The sequence below is a fragment of the Pseudomonas sp. ABFPK genome (assembly GCF_001586765.1).
GTDB classification, from domain to species: domain Bacteria; phylum Pseudomonadota; class Gammaproteobacteria; order Pseudomonadales; family Pseudomonadaceae; genus Aquipseudomonas; species Aquipseudomonas asiatica.
The window spans coordinates 44,243-67,096 of the sequence record NZ_LQXW01000006.1; the positions used below are offsets into that span (position 1 = coordinate 44,243).

Sequence of the window (22,854 nt, forward strand, 5' to 3'; positions counted from 1 at the left end):
CGCTTTGCGGCCCATTCGCAGCACAAGGCTGCTCCTACAAGGGATCGCGCTTCCCTGTAGGAGCAGCCTTGTGCTGCGAATGGAGGCCAAAGGCCTCCCGGTTTCAGAAGGGCGCATCCCCGAGGATGGTCGCCCGATGCATCACCCGCCGGTTCGGTCGGTAGTCATCCACCGCAAAATGCTGGGTCACGCGGTTGTCCCAGAACGCCACGTCATTCTCCTGCCACCGCCAGCGAATGCTGAACTCCGGCCGCGTCGCATGGGCGAACAGCAGTTTCAACAGTGCCTCGCTTTCCAGTTCGCTCAGCTCATTGATGCGCGTGGTGAACCCTTCATTGACGAACAACGCCTTGCGCCCGCTCACCGGATGCGTGCGCACCACCGGGTGTGACAGCGGCGGGTTGTTCCGCCGGGTTGCTTCCCAGCGCGCCAGGTCTTCCGGCGTGGTACCAAAGCGCTCCAGCGGGAACGACTTGGTGAAGTCATGGGTGGCGGTCAGCCCGTCGAGCATCTCGCGCAGCGGCGCCGACAAGGCTTCGAAGGCAGCGATGCCGCTGGCCCAAAGGGTATCGCCGCCGTAGGCCGGCAACTGCTTGGCGCTGAGTACCGCGCCCAGGGCCGGGGTCGGCAGGAAGGTCACATCGGTGTGCCACACGGCGTTGTCGCGCACATCGGTCACCGCCGTGTCGAGGATAAGCACCTGCGGGGTTTCCGGCACGTTGGGATAGATAGGGTGGATGTGCAGGTCGCCGAAGCGGGCGGCAAACCGCGCCTGCTGCTGCGGGTTGATCGGCTGGTCGCGGAAGAACAGCACCTGGTGCTGCAGCAGCGCCTGCTCGATGGCGTCTCGTTCTTCGACGGTGATATCGCGGCTGATGTCCACGCCGCTGATCTGGGCGCCGAGCGCCGGGCTGAGGGGGGAGATGGTCAGGCTCATGTCGGTCTCTTCAATCAGGCGCCAGGCTGCTGGCGTGGTCAACAGGATTCAGTGGCTCTGCCCGTGCCAAGGCACCAGTTTGCGTTGCAGGGCACGCAGGCTCATTTCCAGTGCGAAGGCGATCAGGGCGATCAGCAAAATCCCCAGCACCACCACATCGGTGACCAGGAACTGCGCCGCCGACTGCACCATGAAGCCCAGGCCGCTGGTGGCGGCGATCAGCTCGGCGGCCACCAGGGTCGACCAGCCAACCCCCAGACCAATGCGGATGCCGGTGAGGATGTCGGGCAGGGCGCTGGGCAGGATCACGTGGCGGATCAGCTGGGCCTTGGTCGCGCCGAGCGACTGCGCTGCACGCAGCTTGGCCGGGTCGACCGTGCGCACGCCGGTGGCAGTGGCAATGGCGATAGGAGCGAAGATTGCCAGGTAGATCAGCAGCACCTTGGACAGCTCGCCGATGCCGCACCAGATGACGATCAGCGGCAGGTAGGCCAGCGGCGGGATCGGCCGGTAGAACTCGATCAGCGGGTCGAGAATGCCGCGGGCCACTCGGTTGTAGCCTATGGCGATACCCACCGGGATGGCGGTGAGGGTGGCGGCAAGCAGGGCCACGCCGATGCGCCCCAGGCTGGCACCCAGGTGCTGCCACAGGCTGGCATCCATATAGCCTTGGGTCAGCAGGGGCCCGGCCTTGGCCAGGATGTCGGCGGGCGAAGGCAGGAACAGCGGCTCGATCCAGCCGGCCGCGGTCACCAGCCACCAGGCCAACAGCAGGCTGGCCAGGGTCAGGGTGCTGATCCAGCGGGTGGGCAGGGGGCGGCGCAGCTTGGTGGCTGGCCGGGGTTGGGTGTTGCGCTTGCCGGTGACCGGCAGGTCCAGGCTGCTCATGCGCGCTCCTGCAGGCTTTGGCGTTGAGAGAACACCCGCGCCAGTACGTGCTCGCGGGTTTCGATAAAAGCCGGGTTGGACTTGATAGCCCGCGCCGATTCACCCGCTGCGTAGCGCTGGCCGAAGTCCAGTTGCAGGCGCTCCACCACGCGCCCCGGGTTGGGCGCCAGCAGTACCAGTTCACTGGCGAGGAACACGGCTTCTTCGATGTCGTGGGTAATCAGGAACACCGGCTTGGCGGTGCGTTGCCATACCTGCAGCAACAACTCCTGCATCTGCTCGCGGGTGAAGGCATCAAGTGCGCCGAACGGTTCGTCCATCAGCAACACTCGTGGATCGGCTGCCAACGCCCGGGCCAGGCCAACACGCTGCTTCTGGCCACCGGACAATTGCCAGATACGCCGTTCGCCAAAGCCGTCGAGGTCGACCAGGGCAAGCATTTCGCGGGCCTTGGCCTCACGCTCGGCGCGTGGCACGCCGGCCAGTTCCAGGCCGAATGCGACGTTGCCCAGCACGTTCTGCCAAGGCAGCAGCGCATCGTCCTGGAACACTACGCCGCGCTCGGCGCCGGGGCCCTGGACGGGCACGCCGTCCAGGGTGATGCGCCCGCCGCTGGGGGCGACGAAGCCTGCGATGAGGTTGAGCAGCGAGGTCTTGCCACTGCCGGAAGGGCCCAGGGCCACCAGCAGCTGGCGTGGCCCCAGGCTCAGGTTGATGTCGGCCAGCACCGGGGTTTCGGCGCCGGGGTACTGTGCGCTGATGCGCTCCAGTTCGAGCAAGGCCATGGCAGGCTCCGGTCGGTTTCTACAGGCTTAGTTGGGGAGGTACTTGGCGCTGACGGAGGGCGAGTAGTCCGGCAGCACCGCGTCGACCTTGCCTTGCTGCTTGAGGAAGGTGGCCGTGTCGGTCAGCGCTTGGGTGGTCGGTGTGCCCAATGCATTGGCCTGGTCGACGGCCAGTGGGTACACGTTGCCCTGCAGCAGCACCGGGATGTCGGCAGGCTTGGCGCCCGAAAGTTTGGCCAGCTTGCTCACGTTGTCGGGGTTGGCCAGCCAGGCTTGTGGGTTCTTGCGGTAGTCGGCGTAGGCGTCGAGAGTGACCTTGGCAAAGGCCTTGACCACGTCGGGGTGCTTGGCGGCGAAGTCCTTGCGCACGATCCATGCGTCGAAGGTTGGTGCGCCTTTCTCGGCCAGCTCGCCGGAGGTGATCAGCACCTTGCCGTTTTCCTTGGCCACACCCAGGGCCGGGTCCCAGACGTAGGTGGCATCGATGTCGCCGCGCTTCCAGGCGGCAATGATTGCCGGTGGCGCCAGGTTGAGGATCTGCACCTTGGCCGGGTCGATGTTCCAGCTCTTCAGCGCGGCCAGCAGGCTGTAGTGGCCGGTGGAGACGAAAGGCACGGCGACTTTCTTGCCGACCAGGTCTTGCGGAGTCTTGATGCTGTCGCGGGCGACCAGTGCTTCACCGGCGCCAATCTGCGTGGCGATCAGGAAGGTCTCGACCGGCAGCTTGCGGGAGGCTGCGGCGGCCAGCGGGCTGGAGCCCAGGTAGCCGATCTGTACATCGCCGCTGGCTACGGCGGTGATCACGTCGGCGCCGTTATCGAATTTGCGCCAGTCGATGCTGGCCTTGCTGGCTTTTTCGTAATCGCCATCGACCTGCGCCACCTTGGCCGGGTCGACGGTGGTCTGGTAGGCCACGGTCAGGTCAGCAGCCTGGGCCAACCAGCTGGCGCTGGCGAGGGTCAGGGCGGCGAACAGGCGCAGCGGGGCGTGCGGGATCATGGTGAACCTCTCGTCAGGCAATCGGTGTGGTGGATGACGAGAAGGCTAATTGATCTAAGAAATGTAAAATAAATAACTTTTTTGCATTAGCTTAGGAGCCAATGGTTTGAGACGCGTTAACAGGGAAACGCTGTGATTTCGCTCAATGGTGAAATCCGAGAGTGCTGCTAGGCTTTTTCGTCCCGATAGAACGATACGGAATTAGGTTATGAGCAAACGTTTGCAAATAACTATTGGTTATGAAAAGCATGCTGCTTCTAACGAATAGCAGTAATAATTCCTAACATATTCCTTAAAAATCTTACCAATTCATAAAACGGTCATTTTGGATTTATAGGATTGTCATTATCCTGTAGCGCAGCTGGCGTCTTAGACCAAAGTCGCGAAACGTTTAGAAACGATTGACTTTACGGTCACGCTTTGGGACTAAATCGCCAATCCACGGTGAGCGGGGCAGCAGATCCCGCCACCAGAGATACACAAGAATTAGAACGTAGAGGAGCAAAACATGTACAAGTCCAGCCTGGCCCTGGCCGTGGCACTGGGGGTTCTCGCCCAACAAGCAGGCGCTGCCGGTTTCGTTGAAGACAGCAAGCTGTCGCTCAGCTCGCGCACCATGTACTTCAACGATGACAACCGCGAAAGCGGTATCGACCAGAAAGAAAGCGGTCAGGGCTTCAAGCTCGACTACCTGTCTGGTTTCACCGAAGGCACCGTAGGTTTTGGTGTCGACGTCCAGGCTTTGTGGGGCATTCACCTGGATGGTGGCCGTGGTAGCCGTCCAGATGCCAACAACACCTTCTTCCCAAGCGACTCCGATGGTTCGGCAGTTCACGACTGGGCACGCATTGGTGGTAACGCCAAGGCTCGCTTCTCCAAGACCGAGGTCCACTACGGTAGCGCCTTGGCGCCTATGCTGCCGATCCTGGTCTCCAACGACGGCCGTCTGCTGCCGCAGACCTTCGAGGGTGGCACCCTCCAGTCGAAGGAAATCGACAACCTGACCGTCAACGCAGGTCAACTGACCCACGCCATGGGTCGTGCTTCGAGCAACCGTACCGGTCTTTCCGTTTCTGGCGCCTTCCGCGACAGCAACAAGTTCCAGTTCGCCGGTGGTGACTACAAGCTCACTCCCGACCTGACCCTGCAGTACTACTACTCGAACCTGGAAGACTTCTACAAGCAGCACTTCCTGGGTGCTACCCACGTCTTCAAGATCGCCGACAACCAGTCGTTCAAGACCGACCTGCGCTACTTCGATAGCCGCAGCGACGGCAAGAATGGCGAGACCGGTTACGCCTTCGACAACAACGGTGGCTACGCGAAGAACACAGGCGAGGTCGACAACAAGACCTGGAGCGCCATGTTCACCTACACCCTGGGTGGCCATGCGCTGATGGTCGGTCACCAGCAGGTAGGTGACGATGGTGGTTTCGTCTGGCTGAACCAAGGTAGTGTCCGCAAGGACGGCTCCACTTCGTCGCTGGAAGGCAATGGCGGCTCGAGCTTCTACCTGTTCACCGACAGCATGATCAACCAGTTCGCTCGTGCCGGTGAGAACACCACCTTCGGTCAGTACTCCTATGACTTCGCGTCCCTGGGCGTTCCAGGCCTGAAGGCTTCGGTGGCCTACTTGCGTGGCGACGACATCCGCAACAAGTCGGGTGACGGCAGCTATAACGAATGGGAACGTGACGCACGCGTCGACTACACCCTGCAGCAAGGCACTCTCAAAGGCCTGGGCTTCAGCCTGCGTCAGGGCGTCTACCGTGGTAGCGGTGAGAGCAGCGCGGACAAAGACCAGACTCGCTTCATCGTGAACTACACTTACAACTTCCTGTAAGCCGTAGCTGAACAAGAAGCCTCGCCTATTGCGAGGCTTTTTTGTGTCTGCAATTTCGTATATATTTTGGTTATAAATAAATCAGTATTTATTCTTTTTATTTTTAATCGAATGCAGGCACATTGAACCCACACGGTACAGAACCCAGCACAGGAGCCGCAGCCCATGAGCCTAAAACTCGGCGATATCGCCCCCGATTTCGAACAGGATTCCAGCGAAGGCAAGATCCGCTTCCACGAGTGGCTGGGCAACAGCTGGGGGGTGTTGTTCTCTCACCCAGCCGACTTCACCCCGGTGTGCACCACCGAGCTGGGCCTGACCGCCAAGCTGAAGGACGATTTCGCCAAACGCGGGGTCAAGGCCATCGCCCTGTCGGTGGACCCGGTCGATTCGCACCACCGCTGGATCGATGACATCAACGAAACCCAGAACACCGTGGTCAACTTCCCGATCATTGCCGACGCCGACCGCAAGGTGTCCGACCTGTACGACCTGATCCACCCGAATGCCAGCGACACCCTGACCGTGCGCTCGCTGTTCGTCATCGACCCGAACAAGAAGGTGCGCCTGACCATAACCTACCCGGCCAGTACCGGGCGCAACTTCAACGAAATCTTGCGGGTGATCGACTCGCTGCAGCTGACCGATAACCACAAGGTCGCCACGCCAGGTAACTGGCAGGACGGTGACGACGTGGTAATCGTGCCCTCGCTGAAGGACGAGGAAGAGATCAAGCAGCGTTTCCCCAAAGGTTACCGGGCGGTCAAACCCTATCTGCGGCTGACTCCGCAGCCCAATCGTTAAAGGATTCCTCGTTGCATTGCTCTTAGCCAAAGCAGGGATATTCGGGCCGTTTCGACGGCCCTTTTTTATGCCTGCTGAAACTGCGTTGGCTTCTTCGTGGGTAAACCCGCTCCCACAGGGATAGCGCAAGTCTCAGGCCTTGTGCGGTCCCTGTGGGAGCGGGTTTACCCGCGAAAGTGCCAAAACAGTTTTTTGATAAAAATGGAATAAACAAATGAAAAAATATGATTTCTAGATATATGCGGAGGCTGTTAATGTCACCTCCAACAGAACACAAGGAAGCGCTGCAATGCTGGTCGTCTCAATCGGTGGTAGCCCAAGTACCCGTTCACGCTCCGGCGTGCTGCTGGAGCGTTCTCGCCAGTGGCTGCAGGACCGTGGCGTCGAGGTAGTGACGTTCCAGGTGCGCGACTTTCCCGCCGAAGACCTGCTGCACGCTCGTTTCGACAGCCCGCAGGTGCAGCACTTCCAGCAGCTGGTCGCCCAGGCCGATGGCCTGATCGTCGCCACGCCGGTGTACAAGGCCTCGTTCGCCGGAGCCCTGAAAACCTTGCTCGACCTGCTGCCCGAACGCGCCCTGGCACACAAGATCGTGTTGCCTATCGCCACCGGCGGCAGCATCGCCCACATGCTGGCGGTGGATTACGCACTGAAACCCGTGCTGTCGGCACTCAAGGCGCAAGAGACCCTGCAAGGGATCTTCGCCGACGACAGCCAGGTCGCCTACGCAGAAGGCTCCAGGCCCGCGCAGCTGGTAGCGGCGCTGGAAGAACGCCTGCAGGACGCGCTGGAAACCTTCCACGTTGCACTAGCCCGCCGGCCGCGCCCCGTGGCGCCCGGCATATTGAACGAACGCCTGATCAGCGCTCGCTGGAGCATCTGACCGGCCCAACCCGCTTCACCACCTTACTCGCCCGACAACGAGGCAAGCAGGTGCAACCCGAACCCACTCGCACAGGAGAGCGCCATGCGCACAGTCTTCTTGCGTCGCGGTCTGGTCGCCCTGTTTGCGGCGGCTGTGTCCTTCGGCGCCATCACCCAAGCCCAGGCCGAGAGCCTGCGTATCGGTTACCAGAAATACGGCACCCTGGTGCTGCTCAAGGCCAAGGGCACGCTGGAAAAGCGCCTGGCCGAGCAGGGCGTGCAGGTGCAATGGACCGAGTTCCCCGGCGGCCCGCAGCTGCTTGAGGGGTTGAACGTCGGCTCCATCGATTTTGGCGTCACCGGTGAAACCCCGCCGGTGTTCGCCCAGGCCGCCGGTGCCGACCTGCTGTACGTCGCTTACGAGCCGCCAGCGCCGCACAGCGAGGCGATCCTGGTGCCGAAGGGCTCTCCGATCCAGTCGGTCAAAGACCTCAAGGGCAAGAAAGTCGCTCTCAACAAAGGCTCCAACGTTCACTACCTGCTGGTTCGCGCCCTGGAAGACGCCGGCCTGAAATACAGCGACATCCAGCCGGTGTACCTGCCCCCGGCCGACGCCCGCGCGGCCTTCGAGCGCGGCAGCGTGGACGCCTGGGTGATCTGGGACCCGTACCAGGCTGCCGCCGAGAAACAGCTGCAGGCTCATGCCCTGCGTGACGGCAAGGGCCTGGTCGACAACCATCAGTTCTACCTGGCCACCCGCAACTACGCGACCCAGCACCCGGCGGTGATCAACACCCTGATTGAAGAAGTGCGTGCCGTAGGTGAATGGTCCCAGGCCAACCCGCAGGAAGTGACCGACCAGGTCGCGCCGCTGCTCGGCCTGCCCGCCGATATCACCCTGACTTCGGTCAAGCGCCAAGGCTACGGTGCCGCGCCGCTCACCCCGGAAGTGGTGGCCGCGCAACAGAAGATCGCCGACACGTTCCAGGCACTGAAACTGATTCCCAAGCCGCTGAGCATCAAGGACGTGATCTGGACACCCCCGGCCAAGGTCGCCAGTGCGCCTTGATTGATTCGCCCGCGTCGGGGCGCCGCCCTGGCTGAGCCCCCTTGAGGAGACAACTCCAATGAGCCTTAATATCTTCTGGTTTCTTCCTACCCACGGTGATGGCAAGTACCTGGGCACCTCCGATGGCGCCCGCGCGGTCGACCATGGCTACCTGCAGCAGATCGCCCAGGCGGCCGACCGGCTCGGCTTTGGTGGCGTGCTGATACCTACCGGGCGCTCCTGCGAGGACTCCTGGCTGGTCGCGGCATCGCTGATCCCGGTGACCCAGCGGCTGAAGTTCCTGGTCGCCCTGCGCCCCGGGATCATTTCGCCGACCGTGGCGGCACGCCAGGCAGCAACCCTTGATCGCCTGTCCAACGGCCGCGCGCTGTTCAACCTGGTGACCGGTGGTGACCCGGACGAGTTGGCCGGTGACGGCCTGCACCTGAACCATCAGGAACGTTATGAAGCCTCTGTAGAGTTCACCCGTATCTGGCGCAAGGTGCTGGAAGGCGAGGTGGTCGACTACGACGGCAAGCACATCCAGGTGAAGGGCGCCAAGCTGCTCTACCCGCCGATCCAGCAACCACGCCCGCCACTGTATTTCGGTGGTTCCTCCGAAGCCGCACAGGACCTGGCCGCCGAGCAGGTCGAGCTGTATCTGACCTGGGGCGAGCCGCCGAGTGCGGTTGCTGAAAAAATCGCCCAGGTGCGTGCGAAAGCCGCCGCTCAGGGCCGCGAAGTGCGCTTCGGCATCCGCCTGCACGTGATCGTGCGGGAAACCAACGAAGAAGCCTGGGCCGCTGCCGACAAGCTCATCTCGCACCTGGACGACGACACCATCGCTCGCGCCCAGGCCTCGCTGGCGCGCTTCGACTCGGTCGGCCAGCAACGCATGGCCGCCCTGCACAACGGCAACCGTGACAAGCTGGAGGTCAGCCCCAACCTGTGGGCCGGTGTCGGCCTGGTGCGTGGCGGTGCCGGTACCGCGCTGGTGGGGGATGGCCCGACCGTCGCGGCACGCGTCAAGGAATACGCCGAGCTGGGCATCGATACCTTCATCTTCTCCGGCTACCCGCACCTGGAAGAGTCGTACCGGGTGGCCGAGCTGCTGTTCCCGCACCTGGATGTGCAACGCCCGGAGCAAGCCAAGGCCGGCGGCTATGTGAGCCCGTTTGGCGAAATGGTGGCCAACGACATCCTGCCCAAGTCCGTTGCGCAGAGCTGAGGGCCAGGCCATGAGTCGTGCAACTTCCAACAACCTTGGCCAGCGCCTGGCGCCATGGGCGCTGCCGGTACTGCTGCTGGCAGCCTGGCAACTGGCGGTCAGCGCCGGCTGGCTGTCGACGCGCATCCTGCCCGCGCCCAGCGCCGTGGTCAGCGCCGGCGTCGAGCTGGTGCGCAGCGGCGAGATCTGGACCCACCTGGCCATCAGTGGCTGGCGTGCCGGGCTGGGCTTCGTCATCGGTGGCAGCATCGGCCTGGTGCTGGGCTTCATCACCGGCCTGTCGAACTGGGGCGAACGCCTGCTCGACAGCTCGGTGCAGATGATCCGCAACGTGCCGCACCTGGCGCTGATCCCGCTGGTGATCCTGTGGTTCGGTATCGACGAGTCGGCAAAGATCTTTCTGGTGGCGCTGGGCACGCTGTTCCCGATCTACCTGAACACCTATCACGGCATCCGCAACGTCGACCCAGCACTGGTGGAAATGGCGCGTAGCTATGGCTTGTCCGGCTTCAACCTGTTCCGCCAGGTGATCCTGCCCGGAGCATTGCCTTCGATCCTGGTAGGCGTGCGCTTTGCCCTGGGCTTCATGTGGCTGACCTTGATCGTTGCCGAAACCATTTCGGCCAATGCTGGCATTGGTTACCTGGCGATGAACGCCCGCGAGTTCCTGCAGACCGACGTGGTGGTGCTGGCCATCGTCCTGTATGCCGTGCTCGGCAAGCTTGCCGACATCGCAGCCCGGGGCCTGGAGCGAGTGTGGCTGCGCTGGCACCCGGCCTATCAAGCGGCGAAGAAGGAGGGCGCATGACCGTACTCAAGGAACAGCCGCCACGCCTGCTGCGTGGCATCCCGCTGGCTTCCAGCGGCCTGCGCAAGACCTTTGGCCAGCGCGAAGTGCTGAAGGGGATCGAGCTGCATATTCCTGCCGGCCAGTTCGTCGCGATCGTCGGCCGTAGTGGCTGCGGCAAGAGCACCTTGCTGCGCCTGCTGGCCGGTCTCGACCAGCCCACTGCAGGCCAGTTGCTGGCCGGTGCCGCGCCGCTGGAACAGGCCCGCGAAGAAACCCGCCTGATGTTCCAGGATGCGCGCCTGCTGCCATGGAAGAAGGTGATCGACAACGTTGGCCTGGGCCTGTCTGGCGACTGGCGCCCGCGCGCGCTGGAAGCGTTGGAGTCGGTTGGCCTGGCCGATCGCGCCAATGAATGGCCGGCGGCTCTGTCGGGTGGCCAGAAGCAGCGTGTGGCCCTGGCCCGGGCGCTGATTCACCAGCCGCGCCTGCTGCTGCTGGACGAGCCGCTCGGTGCGCTGGATGCATTGACCCGTATCGAGATGCAGCAACTGATCGAACGCCTGTGGCGTCAGCACGGCTTCACCGTGTTGCTGGTTACCCACGATGTCAGCGAGGCAGTCGCCGTGGCTGACCGGGTGATCCTGATCGAGGACGGCGAAGTCGGGCTCGACCTCACTGTCGACCTGGCACGGCCTCGGGCGCGTGGTTCGCACCGCCTGGCCGCGCTGGAAAGCGAAGTGCTCAACCGTGTTCTGTCGGCCCCGGGCGCTGCGCCCGAGCCGGATCCTGTAGCCCCTTTGCCCACGCAACTGCGCTGGGCGCACTGACTCACTTACCAGACTGAAGCCATAGAGAAGGAATCAAATCATGACCATCAAAGCCATCAACGTTCGCAACCAGTTCAAAGGCACCGTGAAGGAAATTCTGGAAGGCCCGGTACTGTCGGAAATCGACGTGCAGACCGCCTCGGGCATCGTCACTTCGGTCATCACCACCCGCTCCGTGCGTGAGCTGGAGCTGCAGGTGGGCAGTGAAGTGATTGCCTTCGTGAAATCGACTGAAGTGTCCATCGCGAAGCTGTGATGGGTGTGGACCATGGGGCTGCTGTGCAGCCCTTCGCGGGCACGCCCGCTCCCACAGGTACTGCGCAGGTTTCAGGTTTTGCGCGGACCCTGTGGGAGCGGGCGTGCCCGCGAAGGGCCGCACAGCGGCCCCAATGATCTCAGCTGGAACGCTTCGCCAGAAATGGCGGCAGATACAACCCCAGATACGCCTCGAACACTCGCTTGCCTTCCTCGGCCATGCGCGGGGTGATCGCCTCATGCAGCTGCACCGACCGCGCATACACCCGGTCACTCAATTCCATGGCCAGGGCAAACACGTCCACATCCACCGGCATCACCGGCAGATGAAAGTGTTGGTCGAACAACTTGTGCATCAAGTCGCCCAGTTCCATGTCGTGCTGCCGGTCGGCCTGCACCACTTCGCTCAGGCCATGCTGGGCCAGGATCAGTTGCCGCGCCGCCGCGTCCTCGTTGTAGATATTCAGCATCCGCTGCTCGATCAGCCGTGACAGTTCGTGCCAGGTGTTGAACGCACTGCTGTCGATTGGCGCGCTCAGCGCTTCCCGAAAGGCCCGGTGTACATCTGCCGTCAACGCCTCCAGCAGCGCCGGCACGCTGGCGAAGAAGTGGTACACCGACGACGGTGGTATCTGTGCGCGCTCGGCCACGCTGTAGATCGACAGGCTCGCCACCCCCAGCTCGGCCAGCAACTCGCGTGCAGCAGCCAGAATCGCCTCGATCCTGGCCTGGCTGCTGGCGCGCGGCTTGCGCGGGGTGGCAGTGCGGGTCATCAGTTGCTGATCGCCAGGATGCTGGCCTGGTAGGCGCCGACGAACAGGTCGAAGTCGCCGACTTCCTGCTGTTCCAGGCGCGACTGCTCGGCCAGCGAGTCGCGGGCGAGGGTTTCGAAGGCCTGCTGGCGTTCGACCGGCAGTGGCTGCTCGCGGAAGGTTTCGGCGTGGATACGGCTCTGGCGCAGGGCGAACTTGACGAAGCTTTCGTTATGCTCGGTCATGCGCGCCAGCACTTGGGCCGACGGGGTCAGCGAGGCGTCGTCGACCTTGGCCTGCTGGGCATCCAGGGCATTGCCGTGCTCTGCACCGCCTTGCGCCTGGTCGAGCAGATCGGCCAGTGGCCGGATACGCTCGATCAGCTCGCTGGCCCAGGCCTTCAGGCCGATCGGCTGGCCATTGCGGCGCAGTTCCAGGCCCGGGCGACGGCCTTCCTTGACCACGGTCAGGAAGTTGTTGGTGCACTGGCCACACTCGCCGTTGTCCAGTTGCGGGCTGTCTTCCAGCGCGCAGAACAGCAGGAACGCGTCGAGGAAACGCGCCTCGGTCAGGTCGATGCCCACCGGCAGGAACGGGTTGATGTCCAGGCAACGCACTTCCACGTACTGCACGCCGCGCGAGGTCAGGGCCTGGATCGGCCGCTCGCCGGTGTAGGTGACGCGCTTGGGGCGAATGTTCGAGTAGTACTCGTTTTCGATCTGCAGGATGTTGGTGTTCAGCTGTACCCACTCGCCATCCACGTGCGTGCCGACTTCGACGTAAGGCGGGTAGGGCGTGCCCACCGCCTTGCGCAGGCTGTCGGTGTAGCTGGCCAGGTTGTTGTAGCACGGCGTGAGGCCGGCCTGGGCGTTGCTCTGGTAGCCCAGGTCGCTCATGCGCAGGCTGGTGGCGTAGGGCAGATACAAGGTTTCGGCATCCAGCTCTTCGAGCTGGTGCGGGCGGCCACGCAGGAAGCCTTTGTCCAGGGCCGGCGAGGCGCCGAACAAGTACATCAGCAGCCAGCTGTAGCGGCGGAAATTACGGATCAGCGCGATATAGGCCGACGACTGGTAGTCGCGGTCGCTTTCTCTGCCGCCTTCTGCGGAGCGCAGCAACGGCCACAGCGCTTCGGGCAGCGAGAAGTTGTAATGGATACCGGCGATGCACTGCATGGTGCGGCCGTAGCGCAGGGCCAAGCCCTTGCGGTAGACGTGCTTGAGCTTGCCGATGTTCGAGCTGCCGTACTCGGCGATCGGGATGTCCTCCTCGGCCGGCAGCGTGCAGGGCATCGACGGGCTCCACAGGTATTCGTCGCCCAGCTTGCTGTAGACGAAACGGTGGGTCTCTTCGAGGCTTTCCAGCACCTTGGCCGGGTCGGGAAGGGCCGGAGTGATGAACTCCAGCAGCGACTCGGAATAATCGGTGGTGATCTGCTCGTTGGTCAGCGCCGATCCCAGGGCTTGCGGATGCGGGGTCTGGGCCAGGCGACCTTCGTCGGTCACGCGCAGACATTCGCGCTCAATACCGTGCAGGCACTGCTTGAGCAGGGGAAGATTGGCGCCGAGCAGGCTCAGGCGGCGGTTGAGGAGGTCGCTCAAGATGTATTCCTTCACGCGTCAGTCGCCCCAATATGGGGGTAGAGATAACGGTCTACAAGGGTAGGAAGAAAGGAACTGGCGTTGTCGCCTGGTTAACGCGGATCCAGCAGTGCCAGCGCACTGCTGAAAATACCGCAGATAATGCTTGGTGAGCTAGAGAACCGCGAAGGTTCCTTGCGCTTTCGCCACCAGCTTGTCGCCCTGAACTACGTCGGCGTCGACCACCAGGGTGCGCCGCCCGGCGTGCAGCACGCGGGCGGTGCACAGCACCTCGCCGTCACTGACGGCGCGCATGTAGTTGATCTTGCACTCGATGGTGACGCTTTGCTGGTCGAAGCCATGGCTGGCCGAGCAGGCCAGGCCCATGGCGATGTCCACCAGGCTGAAGATCGCCCCGCCGTGCAGCTTCTGGCCACGGTTGCGCAAGTGTGGCTCGAGCGCCAGGGCTACCTCGGCAACACCTGTCTCCAGGCGTTGCAGGCGGCAGCCGAGGAGCTGGCTGAAGGCGCTTTCGACGTATTCGCGTGGAACGTCCATCACTTCTTCTTCAGCTGCTTGGCGTTGGCGAACAGGGCTGCCATGGCGTTGTTGGCCGGTGCTGCGGTGGCGGTTTCGCGCTGGCGCGGCGCCTGCTGCTGGCGGTTGCCGCCATTGCCACGGTTACCGCCGCGGTTGCCATCGACCTTCTCGCCAGGGGTGTCGCTCATGCGCATGGACAGGCCGACACGCTTGCGCGGGATGTCCACTTCCATGACCTTGACCTTGACCACGTCGCCGGCCTTGACCGCTTCACGCGGGTCCTTGATGAACTTCTCCGACAGCGCCGAAATGTGCACCAGGCCGTCCTGGTGCACGCCGATGTCGACGAAGGCGCCGAAGTTGGTGACGTTGGTCACCACGCCTTCGAGGATCATGCCCGGTTCCAGGTCCTTGAGGTCTTCGACGCCGTCCTGGAAGGTGGCGGTCTTGAATTCGGGGCGTGGGTCGCGGCCAGGCTTGTCCAGTTCCTGCAGGATGTCGGTGACGGTCGGCAGGCCGAAGGTTTCATCGGTAAATTTCTTCGGGTCCAGGCGCTTGAGGAAGCTGCTGTCACCGATCAGCGAGCGGATGTCACGGCCGGTATCGGCGGCAATCCGTTGCACCAGCGGGTAGGCCTCGGGGTGCACCGCGGAGGCATCCAGCGGGTTGTCGCCGTTCATCACACGCAGGAAGCCGGCGGCTTGTTCAAAGGTTTTCTCACCCAGGCGGCTGACCTTTTTCAGTGCCGCGCGAGTGGCGAACGGGCCGTTGGCATCGCGGTGGGCGACGATGTTCTGCGCCAGGGTAGCGTTAAGGCCGGAGATGCGCGTCAGCAGGGCCACGGAGGCGGTGTTAACGTCCACGCCCACGGCGTTCACGCAGTCCTCGACCACGGCGTCCAGGCCGCGCGCCAGTTTCAGCTGAGACACGTCATGCTGGTACTGGCCGACACCGATGGATTTCGGGTCGATCTTCACCAGCTCGGCCAGCGGGTCCTGCAGGCGGCGGGCAATCGACACGGCGCCACGGATCGACACGTCCAGGTCCGGGAATTCGCGGGCGGCCAGTTCCGATGCGGAATACACCGAAGCGCCGGCCTCGGAAACCATGATCTTGGTGATCTTCAGCGCTGGGTACTTCTTGACCAGCTCCGCCACCAGCTTGTCGCTTTCGCGGCTGGCGGTGCCGTTGCCGATGGCGATCAGCTCCACCGAGTGCTTGGCGCACAGCGCAGCCATGATCGAAATGGTGCGGTCCCAGTCGTTCTTCGGCGCGTGCGGGTAGACCGTGGTGTGGTCCAGCAACTTGCCTGTGGCATCGACCACGGCGATCTTGCAGCCGGTACGCAGGCCCGGGTCGAAGCCCAGGGTGGCGCGCGGGCCGGCGGGGGCGGCCAGCAGCAGGTCGTGCAGGTTGTGGGCGAACACATTGATCGCCTCGCCTTCGGCGTTGTCGCGCAGCTCGCCGAACAGGTCGGTTTCCAGGTGGGTGTAGAGCTTGACCTTCCAGGTCCAGCGCACCACTTCACCCAGCCACTTGTCGGCCGGGCGGTTGCGGTTCTCGATGCCGACGTGGTTGCCGATCATCAATTCGCACGGGTGCAAGGTGCCGGGCAGTTCTTCGCCCACCTTCAGCGAGGCGCTCAGCACGCCTTCGTTACGCCCGCGGAAAATTGCCAGGGCGCGGTGCGACGGGGCGTTGCGCAGCAGTTCGTCATGGGCGAAGTAGTCACGGAACTTGGCGCCTTCCTCTTCCTTGCCAGGCACGACGCGGGCGCTGAGCACCGACTCCTGCTTGAGGAAGCTGCGCAGTTTGTCGAGCAGGGCGGCGTCCTCGGCGAAGCGCTCCATGAGGATGTACTTGGCGCCTTCCAGCGCGGCCTTGACGTCGGCCACGCCCTTGTCGGCGTTGACGAAGCGTGCGGCTTCGCTTTCCGGGGCAAGGTCTGGGTTGTTGAACAGGCCGTCGGCCAGCTCGCCGAGGCCGGCTTCCAGGGCGATCTGGCCCTTGGTGCGGCGCTTCTGCTTGTACGGCAGATACAGGTCTTCGAGGCGGGTCTTGGTATCGGCCAGCTTGATCTCGCGGGCCAGTGCCGGGGTCAGCTTGCCCTGCTCCTCGATGCTGGCCAGGATGCTGGCACGGCGCTCGTCGAGTTCGCGCAGGTAGCGCAGGCGCTCTTCCAGATGGCGCAGCTGGGTGTCGTCCAGGCTACCGGTCACTTCCTTGCGGTAGCGGGCGATGAAGGGCACGGTCGAGCCTTCGTCCAACAGGCCCACGGCCGCCTCGACCTGCTGGGGGCGTACGCCCAGTTCCTCGGCGATACGGCTGTTGATGCTGTCCATGTAAACCACCTGACATTTGTGAATACGGGGGTCGCCTGTGGGCCTGTCGCCCGGCGGCGCTGGATGAAAGCCGCGCATTATACCCATCGCAAACGGCTTGCGGTGATGGCGCCCGGCCAGCCGGAACTGGCGCCGGGGGAAAAATCTGCTAACAATGCTCACGCAACGTGCAGCAATGGCTACGCCATAATGCGCGGCGATATCAGAGGAGTTATTCATGACCGGCACGCCAAACACCGCTGAAGGTGACAAGATTCTCATCGTCGACGACGACCCGGGGCTGAGCAGCCTGCTGGAACGTTTCTTCACCAGCAAGGGCTACCGTGCCCGTGCGGTGCCCAACACCGAGCAGATGGACCGCCTGCTGCAGCGTGAGGTGTTCAACCTGGTGGTGCTCGACCTGATGCTGCCCGGCGAGGATGGCCTGTCGGCGTGCAAGCGCCTGCGCCAGCAGAACAACCAGATCCCGATCATCATGCTCACCGCCAAGGGTGACGAGCTCAGCCGTATCAAGGGCCTGGAGCTGGGTGCAGACGACTACCTGGGCAAGCCGTTCAACCCGGACGAGCTGATGGCCCGGGTCAAGGCCGTGCTGCGCCGCCAGGCACCGAGCGTGCCGGGTGCGCCGGGTAGCGAAGACGAGTCGGTCACCTTCGGCGATTACGAGCTGTCGCTGGCCACCCGCGAACTCAAGCGTGGCGATGAAGTGCACATGCTCACTACCGGCGAGTTCGCCGTGCTCAAGGCGCTGGTGATGCACGCGCGCGAGCCGCTGACCCGCGACAAGCTGATGAACCTGGCGCGTGGCCGTGAATGGGATGCGCTGGAACGCTCCATCGACGTGCAGATCTCGCGTCTGCGCCGCATGATCGAGCCGGACCCGTCCAAGCCGCGTTATATCCAGACCGTGTGGGGCGTGGGCTACGTGTTCGTGCCGGACGGAAACGCCGGTAAATGATGCCGCACCGTCGATGAAAACACCGCTCTGGTTTCCGCAAAGTTTCTTCGCCCGCACCCTGTGGCTGGTGTTGATCGTCGTCCTGTTCTCCAAGGCCTTGACCCTGGTCTACCTGCTGATGAACGAGGACGTGCTGGTCGACCGTCAGTACAGCCACGGTGTTGCGCTGACCCTGCGCGCCTATTGGGCGGCCGACGAAGAAAACCGCGACAAGATCGCCGAAGCGGCAGGCCTTATCCGGGTCACCGGCTCGGGCGTGCCCGAGGGTGAGCAGCACTGGCCCTACAGCGAAATCTACCAACGGCAGATGCAGGCCGAGTTGGGTGAAGACACCGAGGTACGGCTGCGCATTCATGCGCCGCCGGCGTTGTGGGTCAATGCGCCAAGCCTGGGGCCGGGCTGGTTGAAGGTACCGCTGTACCCGCACCCGCTGCGAGGGCAGAAGATCTGGAACGTGCTGGGTTGGTTCCTGGCCATCGGCCTGTTGTCCACAGCTTCGGCCTGGATCTTCGTGCGCCAGCTGAACCAGCCGCTCAAGCGCCTGGTGTTCGCCGCCCGGCAGCTGGGCCAGGGGCGCAGCGTGCGCCTGCCGATCAGCGATACGCCCAGCGAGATGACCGAGGTGTACAAGGCCTTCAACCAGATGGCCGAGGATGTCGAGCAGGCCGGGCGCGAGCGCGAGCTGATGCTGGCCGGGGTTTCCCACGACCTGCGTACACCGCTGACGCGCCTGCGCCTGTCGTTGTCGTTGCTGGACAGCGACAGCGAACTGAGTGATGACATGGTCCGCGATATCGAGGACATGGACGCGATCCTCGACCAGTTCCTGGCCTTTATCCGCGATGGGCGTGACGAGCCGGTTGAGGAGGTCGACCTGGCCGACCTGGTGCGCGAAGTGGTGGCGCCGTACAACCAGCCGGAAGAGCGGGTGCGGTTGTGCCTGGAGCCAATCCCACCGTTCCCGCTGCGCCGGGTTTCGCTCAAGCGCATGCTGGGCAACCTGATCGGCAATGCCCTGCACCACGCCGGCAAGGGGGTCGAGGTGGCCGCCTATGTGTCGGGCGACGAGAGTGCGCCGTATGTGGTGCTGAGCGTGCTGGACCGCGGGACGGGGATCGACGAGTCGGAGCTGGAGACCATCTTCAACCCGTTCATTCGTGGTGACCGGGCCCGGGGGGGCAAGGGCACCGGGCTGGGGCTGGCGATCGTCAAGCGGATCGCGGCGCAGCATGGCGGGAATGTGGAGTTGCGCAATCGCTCTGGTGGCGGGATCGAGGCGCGGGTACGGTTGCCTTTGGGGCTGTTGCTACCGCGTAATGCCGTGTGATTGCCGGGGCCGCTTTGCGGCCCTTTCGCGACACAAGGCCGCTCCTACAGGGGGGCGAGATCCCTTGTAGGAGCAGCCTTGTGCTGCGAATGGGCTGCGCAGCAGCCCCAAAATCTCAGCCCTTACCCTTGGTCCGAGTCTGATTAGGGCCGCCATTCTTCTCCAGATGCTCGATGATCATGGCGGCCACGTTCTTGCCGGTGGTCACTTCGATGCCTTCCAGCCCCGGCGATGAGTTCACCTCCATCACCAGCGGCCCGTGGTTGGAGCGCAGGATATCCACACCCGCCACACTCAAGCCCATCACCTTGGCCGCGCGAATGGCGGTCATGCGTTCTTCCGGGGTGATCTTGATCAGGCTGGCCACCCCACCGCGGTGCAGGTTGGAGCGGAATTCGCCCGGCTTGGCCTGGCGCTTCATCGACGCGATGACCTTGTCGCCGACCACGAAGCAGCGGATATCCGCGCCACCCGCTTCCTTGATGTATTCCTGCACCATGATGTTCTGCTTCAACCCCATGAACGCCTCGATCACCGATTCGGCGGCCTTGGTGGTTTCGCACAGCACCACGCCGATGCCCTGTGTACCTTCCAGTACCTTGATCACCAGCGGGGCGCCGTTGACCATCTGGATCAGGTCGGGGATGTCGTCCGGCGAGTGGGCGAAACCGGTAATCGGCAGGCCGATGCCGCGCCGCGACAGCAATTGCAGTGAACGCAGCTTGTCGCGAGAGCGGGCTATCGCTACCGACTCGTTGAGCGGATACACACCCATCATCTCGAACTGGCGCAGCACTGCGCAGCCATAGAAGGTCACCGATGCACCGATGCGCGGGATCACCGCGTCGAAGCCTTCCAGCGGCTTGCCGCGGTAGTGGATCTGCGGCTTGTGGCTGGCAATGTTCATGTAGGCCCGCAGGGTATCGATCACCACCATTTCGTGGCCCCGCTGGGTACCGGCTTCGACCAGGCGGCGGGTGGAATACAGACGCGGATTGCGCGACAGCACAGCGATCTTCATGCAGCACCTGTGGCAGTAGAAAGGGTGGCCGGGAAGGCCGGTTTGTCTTGTACGTATTTGAGGCCAGGGTTGACCACCAGCTGGCCATGGATCAGGGCCTTGGAACCCAGCAACAGGCGATAACGCATGTTCTTGCGGCAGGCCAGGGTGAACTCCACTTCCCACACACCATCGCCCAGGGCCAGTGACGTGCGGATGACATAGCGGGTCTGGGCCTGGCCGTTGGAGCTCTTGATGGTTTTCATGGTCACCAGCGGTGCCTCGCAGCGGCGGTGGCGCAACTGCACCACCGAGCCAAGATGTGCGGTAAAGCGGACCCAGGGCTGGCCGTCGCGCTCGAACGGTTCCACCTCGGTGGCGTGCAGGCTGGAGGTGCTGGCACCAGTGTCGATCTTGGCGCGCAGCCCGGCCACGCCGAGGTCGGGCAGGGCGACCCACTCGCGCAGGCCGATCACAGTCAAATGGTCAAATGTCTTCACGAAACGCACCCTGCGGATGAGGTGGTGAACTGTAAGCACGGCGGGGATTTTTTGCATCCGATCGTTACGGTAGTACAGTTCGATGAAACACAGCGTTCGAGGTAACGGGATGGCACAAAAAGCCGAAGACGACGACAAGGTCCGCCTGGACAAATGGCTGTGGGCGGCACGCTTCTACAAGACTCGCGCGCTGGCCAAGGCGGCGATCGAGAGCGGCAAGGTGCATTGCCGGGGTGAGCGCTGCAAGCCGGGCAAGGAGCCGCGGGTGGGTGACGAGTTCGTGCTGCGCACCGGGTTCGACGAGCGCACCGTGGTGGTGAAGGCTCTGTCGGTGGTGCGGCGTGGGGCGCCAGAGGCGCAGACGTTGTACGAAGAGACCGAGGACAGCGTGCGCCGGCGTGAACAGGCGGCGGAACTGCGCAAGGCCGGGGCGATGGGCGTGACCACCGATGGGCGGCCGACCAAGAAGCAGCGGCGGCAGATTCACCAGTTGCATGGGAGCTTCGAATAGCCGGGGCCGCTTTGCGGCTCATCGCCGGCAAGCCAGCTCCCACAGGTACTGCGCAAGCCCTGAAACTTGTGCAATCCCTGTGGGAGCTGGCTTGCCGGCGATGAGGCAACGGCAGCCAGCACAAGGCCTAAGGCCTGCGCCCCCTGTAGGAGCGGCCTTGTGCCGCGATGGGCTACGCAGTAGCCCCAAGGATCTAGCGGGTCACCGCCAAGCGCCCGACCAGCGGTACCTTGGCCATGATCGCGAACACCGGCGCCGTCCAGCGCAGCAGCACCGCACTCCCTTTGGCCGCCAGCGGCGTGAAACAACTCCAGCCCAACGCCAGCACCGCCATCAGCAGCCCGCCGATGTAGTCATCCTGCCCCCAGTGGGCACCGGCCACCAGGCGCGGCAACATGAACAAAACCGCCAACCCCCAGACCACCAGGTACTGCACCAGGCGGCGGCTGAACACGCTCATGAACAGCGCCCAGACCAGCAGCACCGAGGCATGATCCCCCGGGAAACTCTTGCTGGAACGGTCCTTGAGCTCCCAGGCCGCCTCCAGGTTCGGATAGTAGTCGCTGAGGTGCACCACCTCGTCGAACATCATCGAAGGGCTCTTGTGCTGCCAGCCGGCTGCATCCACCCACTTGGAAAACAGCGCGCGAATCACCACTAAGAGGATTAGCGTGACCAGGAAGCCGAAAAAGGCCTGGCGGACCTGGGTTGCCTTGAACACCCAGTCGCCACGGATAAGCACTGCCAGAAGGATCAGGCCGACGACGATGTCGAATGGCCGCAGGCTACCGACGGTCCAGATGTAGCGCCAGGTGGTGTTGTCGGCCAGCGGCGCATTCAGGCTGTGGAACAGCCACTCGTCGAAAGTCAGGCACAAGATCTGGCCAATGGGCCATAACCAGAAACACAGTAGAGCGATAGGAAGCAGCGTACAGGCTGCCAATGGCCCCCAGGACCACCTTGCTTGGAACAGTGGTCGATTGTCCATAAAATACCTCTATTGCAAACAGGAATCGGAGCGCCTTGTGAGCGCTCTGTCACGGGGTTCTCGCATGTTTTCCGACAACCCTTGTAACCATTTTGTCATCATTTTTCAGATAGCCAAAACCTATGAGCGACTTGCCTGATACCGATTTCACCCAACGTTTCATCTTCGACGAGCGCGATGTGCGCGGCGAGTGGGTGTCTCTCGATGACAGCTACGCCGCGGTGCTGGCGCGTCATGAGTACCCGCAGCCGGTGCAGGCACTGCTGGGCGAGCTGATGGCCGCCACCGCCTTGCTGGTGGGGGCGCTGAAGTTCGACGGCCTGCTGATTCTGCAGGCGCGTTCCGCAGGGCCGATCCCGCTGTTGATGGTCGAATGTTCCGGTGACCGGGACATCCGTGGCATGGCCCGTTACGAAGCGGACCAGATCCCGGCGGATGCGACCCTGTCGCAGCTGATGCCCGACGGCCACCTGACCCTGACCATCGATCCGGTCAAGGGCCAGCGCTACCAAGGCACCGTCGACCTCGACGGCGCCACCCTGTCGGAGTGCTTCACCAACTACTTCGTCCAGTCGCAACAGCTCAACACGCGCTTCTGGCTCAACGCCGAAGGCGGCAAGGCCCGTGGCCTGCTGCTGCAGCAACTGCCGCGCGATCGCCAGCCGGACGATGAAGAGCGTGAAGAAAGCTGGCAGCACGTTGTGGCATTGGCCACCACGCTCAAGGCTGATGAGTGGGCGCTGGACAACGAAACTCTGCTGCACCGCCTGTACCACGAAGATGCCGTGCGCCTGTTCGATATCCAGCCGCTGCGCTTCAACTGCAGCTGCTCTCGCGAACGTTCCGGCAATGCGCTGGTCAGTTTGGGCGAGCACGATGCCAAGGCGCTGGTTGAAGAATGCGGCGGGCAGGTGGAGATCGATTGCCAGTTCTGCAACGAGCGCTATTTCTTCGACGCCAGCGATGTGGCGCAACTGTTTGCCGGTGGCGGCACTGACGTAGCCTCAGAAACTCGTCACTGAAACGTTTAACCACAGGACAATCTCCTGTCGAATTGCGCAAAAGCGCAGTTCTGACAGGAGGGGCCTACT

General features: G+C 63.3%; 23 protein-coding genes. 12 read left to right on the plus strand and 11 right to left on the minus strand.

Annotated features, from left to right (window positions below; translation table 11 throughout):
• Positions 1-103: 103 nt before the first annotated feature.
• From tauD to tauA, 4 genes are read right to left on the minus strand one after another with little or no spacing between them, the layout of a single operon-like run.
• Positions 104-937 (minus strand): taurine dioxygenase, encoded by an 834-nt coding sequence (gene tauD, locus WM94_RS05820; protein ID WP_061550720.1) that lies wholly within the window; start codon positions 935-937, stop codon positions 104-106.
• A gap of 48 nt (positions 938-985) precedes the next feature.
• Positions 986-1,825: a taurine ABC transporter permease TauC gene (gene tauC / locus WM94_RS05825; RefSeq protein WP_061550676.1), complete on the minus strand. Its 840-nt coding sequence runs from the start codon at positions 1,823-1,825 to the stop codon at positions 986-988.
• A complete protein-coding gene (gene tauB / locus WM94_RS05830) occupies positions 1,822-2,610 on the minus strand; it encodes a taurine ABC transporter ATP-binding subunit (protein ID WP_061550677.1) in 789 nt (262 codons plus the stop codon). Before tauB ends, tauC begins: the two co-directional genes overlap by 4 nt.
• A 27-nt stretch (positions 2,611-2,637) precedes the next feature.
• On the minus strand, positions 2,638-3,609 hold the full coding sequence (tauA, locus tag WM94_RS05835; protein ID WP_061550678.1) for a taurine ABC transporter substrate-binding protein: 972 nt from the start codon (positions 3,607-3,609) through the stop codon (positions 2,638-2,640).
• Positions 3,610-4,117: 508 nt separating this feature from the next.
• On the opposite strand from tauA, the gene WM94_RS05840 reads away from it, so the two are divergent.
• The 8 genes from WM94_RS05840 (at position 4,118) to WM94_RS05875 (ending at position 11,269) form a co-directional block, all read left to right on the plus strand.
• Complete coding sequence (locus tag WM94_RS05840; protein WP_061550679.1) at positions 4,118-5,452, plus strand: OprD family porin; 1,335 nt, start codon at positions 4,118-4,120, stop codon at positions 5,450-5,452.
• 165 nt (positions 5,453-5,617) lie between these two features.
• On the plus strand, positions 5,618-6,256 hold the full coding sequence (locus WM94_RS05845) for a peroxiredoxin (RefSeq protein WP_013970445.1): 639 nt from the start codon (positions 5,618-5,620) through the stop codon (positions 6,254-6,256).
• 289 nt (positions 6,257-6,545) lie between these two features.
• Entirely contained in the window at positions 6,546-7,139 is a 594-nt protein-coding gene (gene ssuE / locus WM94_RS05850; protein WP_054573384.1) for an NADPH-dependent FMN reductase, read from the plus strand.
• Positions 7,140-7,223: 84 nt separating this feature from the next.
• Positions 7,224-8,189, plus strand: a complete 966-nt coding sequence (locus WM94_RS05855) for a sulfonate ABC transporter substrate-binding protein (RefSeq protein ID WP_039614252.1) — start codon at positions 7,224-7,226, stop codon at positions 8,187-8,189.
• Positions 8,190-8,247: 58 nt separating this feature from the next.
• Positions 8,248-9,396, plus strand: coding sequence for an FMNH2-dependent alkanesulfonate monooxygenase (gene ssuD, locus WM94_RS05860; RefSeq protein WP_061550680.1), 1,149 nt, complete (start codon positions 8,248-8,250; stop codon positions 9,394-9,396).
• A gap of 10 nt (positions 9,397-9,406) precedes the next feature.
• The gene (gene ssuC / locus WM94_RS05865) at positions 9,407-10,204 is read left to right on the plus strand and encodes an aliphatic sulfonate ABC transporter permease SsuC (protein ID WP_061550681.1); all 798 of its coding nucleotides are present in this window, start codon (positions 9,407-9,409) and stop codon (positions 10,202-10,204) included.
• Entirely contained in the window at positions 10,201-11,013 is an 813-nt protein-coding gene (gene ssuB / locus WM94_RS05870; RefSeq protein ID WP_013970450.1) for an aliphatic sulfonates ABC transporter ATP-binding protein, read from the plus strand. Before ssuC ends, ssuB begins: the two co-directional genes overlap by 4 nt.
• Before the next feature lie 40 nt (positions 11,014-11,053).
• On the plus strand, positions 11,054-11,269 hold the full coding sequence (locus tag WM94_RS05875; protein WP_003255829.1) for a molybdopterin-binding protein: 216 nt from the start codon (positions 11,054-11,056) through the stop codon (positions 11,267-11,269).
• 139 nt (positions 11,270-11,408) lie between these two features.
• Here WM94_RS05875 and WM94_RS05880 read toward each other — a convergent pair whose 3' ends face one another.
• The 4 genes from WM94_RS05880 to WM94_RS05895 form a co-directional block, all read right to left on the minus strand.
• The gene (locus tag WM94_RS05880) at positions 11,409-12,041 is read right to left on the minus strand and encodes a TetR/AcrR family transcriptional regulator (protein WP_061550682.1); all 633 of its coding nucleotides are present in this window, start codon (positions 12,039-12,041) and stop codon (positions 11,409-11,411) included.
• The gene (gshA, locus tag WM94_RS05885) at positions 12,041-13,618 is read right to left on the minus strand and encodes a glutamate--cysteine ligase (protein WP_161795749.1); all 1,578 of its coding nucleotides are present in this window, start codon (positions 13,616-13,618) and stop codon (positions 12,041-12,043) included. Before gshA ends, WM94_RS05880 begins: the two co-directional genes overlap by 1 nt.
• A gap of 153 nt (positions 13,619-13,771) precedes the next feature.
• Positions 13,772-14,155, minus strand: coding sequence for a PaaI family thioesterase (locus tag WM94_RS05890; RefSeq protein ID WP_003257433.1), 384 nt, complete (start codon positions 14,153-14,155; stop codon positions 13,772-13,774).
• Positions 14,155-16,479, minus strand: a complete 2,325-nt coding sequence (locus tag WM94_RS05895; protein WP_061550683.1) for a Tex family protein — start codon at positions 16,477-16,479, stop codon at positions 14,155-14,157. Before WM94_RS05895 ends, WM94_RS05890 begins: the two co-directional genes overlap by 1 nt.
• Before the next feature lie 217 nt (positions 16,480-16,696).
• Here WM94_RS05895 and ompR point away from each other — a divergent pair, with 217 nt between their 5' ends.
• Together ompR and WM94_RS05905 are read left to right on the plus strand one after the other, a co-directional pair.
• On the plus strand, positions 16,697-17,437 hold the full coding sequence (ompR, locus tag WM94_RS05900; protein ID WP_012270052.1) for a two-component system response regulator OmpR: 741 nt from the start codon (positions 16,697-16,699) through the stop codon (positions 17,435-17,437).
• 13 nt (positions 17,438-17,450) lie between these two features.
• Positions 17,451-18,764 (plus strand): ATP-binding protein, encoded by a 1,314-nt coding sequence (locus WM94_RS05905; RefSeq protein WP_013970454.1) that lies wholly within the window; start codon positions 17,451-17,453, stop codon positions 18,762-18,764.
• 115 nt (positions 18,765-18,879) lie between these two features.
• Here WM94_RS05905 and rimK read toward each other — a convergent pair whose 3' ends face one another.
• Complete coding sequence (rimK, locus tag WM94_RS05910; protein ID WP_013970455.1) at positions 18,880-19,785, minus strand: 30S ribosomal protein S6--L-glutamate ligase; 906 nt, start codon at positions 19,783-19,785, stop codon at positions 18,880-18,882.
• The gene (locus WM94_RS05915) at positions 19,782-20,264 is read right to left on the minus strand and encodes an ATP-dependent zinc protease (RefSeq protein WP_003257436.1); all 483 of its coding nucleotides are present in this window, start codon (positions 20,262-20,264) and stop codon (positions 19,782-19,784) included. Before WM94_RS05915 ends, rimK begins: the two co-directional genes overlap by 4 nt.
• Positions 20,265-20,373: 109 nt before the next feature.
• Here WM94_RS05915 and WM94_RS05920 point away from each other — a divergent pair, with 109 nt between their 5' ends.
• Positions 20,374-20,775, plus strand: a complete 402-nt coding sequence (locus WM94_RS05920) for an RNA-binding S4 domain-containing protein (protein WP_013970457.1) — start codon at positions 20,374-20,376, stop codon at positions 20,773-20,775.
• A gap of 193 nt (positions 20,776-20,968) precedes the next feature.
• Here WM94_RS05920 and WM94_RS05925 read toward each other — a convergent pair whose 3' ends face one another.
• Positions 20,969-21,763: a phosphatase PAP2 family protein gene (locus WM94_RS05925; RefSeq protein WP_061550684.1), complete on the minus strand. Its 795-nt coding sequence runs from the start codon at positions 21,761-21,763 to the stop codon at positions 20,969-20,971.
• Between the two features lie 122 nt (positions 21,764-21,885).
• Between WM94_RS05925 and hslO the strand changes: the two genes are divergently transcribed.
• Positions 21,886-22,785 carry an Hsp33 family molecular chaperone HslO gene (gene hslO, locus WM94_RS05930; protein ID WP_015268604.1) on the plus strand — a complete coding sequence of 300 codons (900 nt, stop codon included), beginning with the start codon at positions 21,886-21,888 and terminating at the stop codon, positions 22,783-22,785.
• The last annotated feature ends 69 nt before the right edge of the window (positions 22,786-22,854 follow it).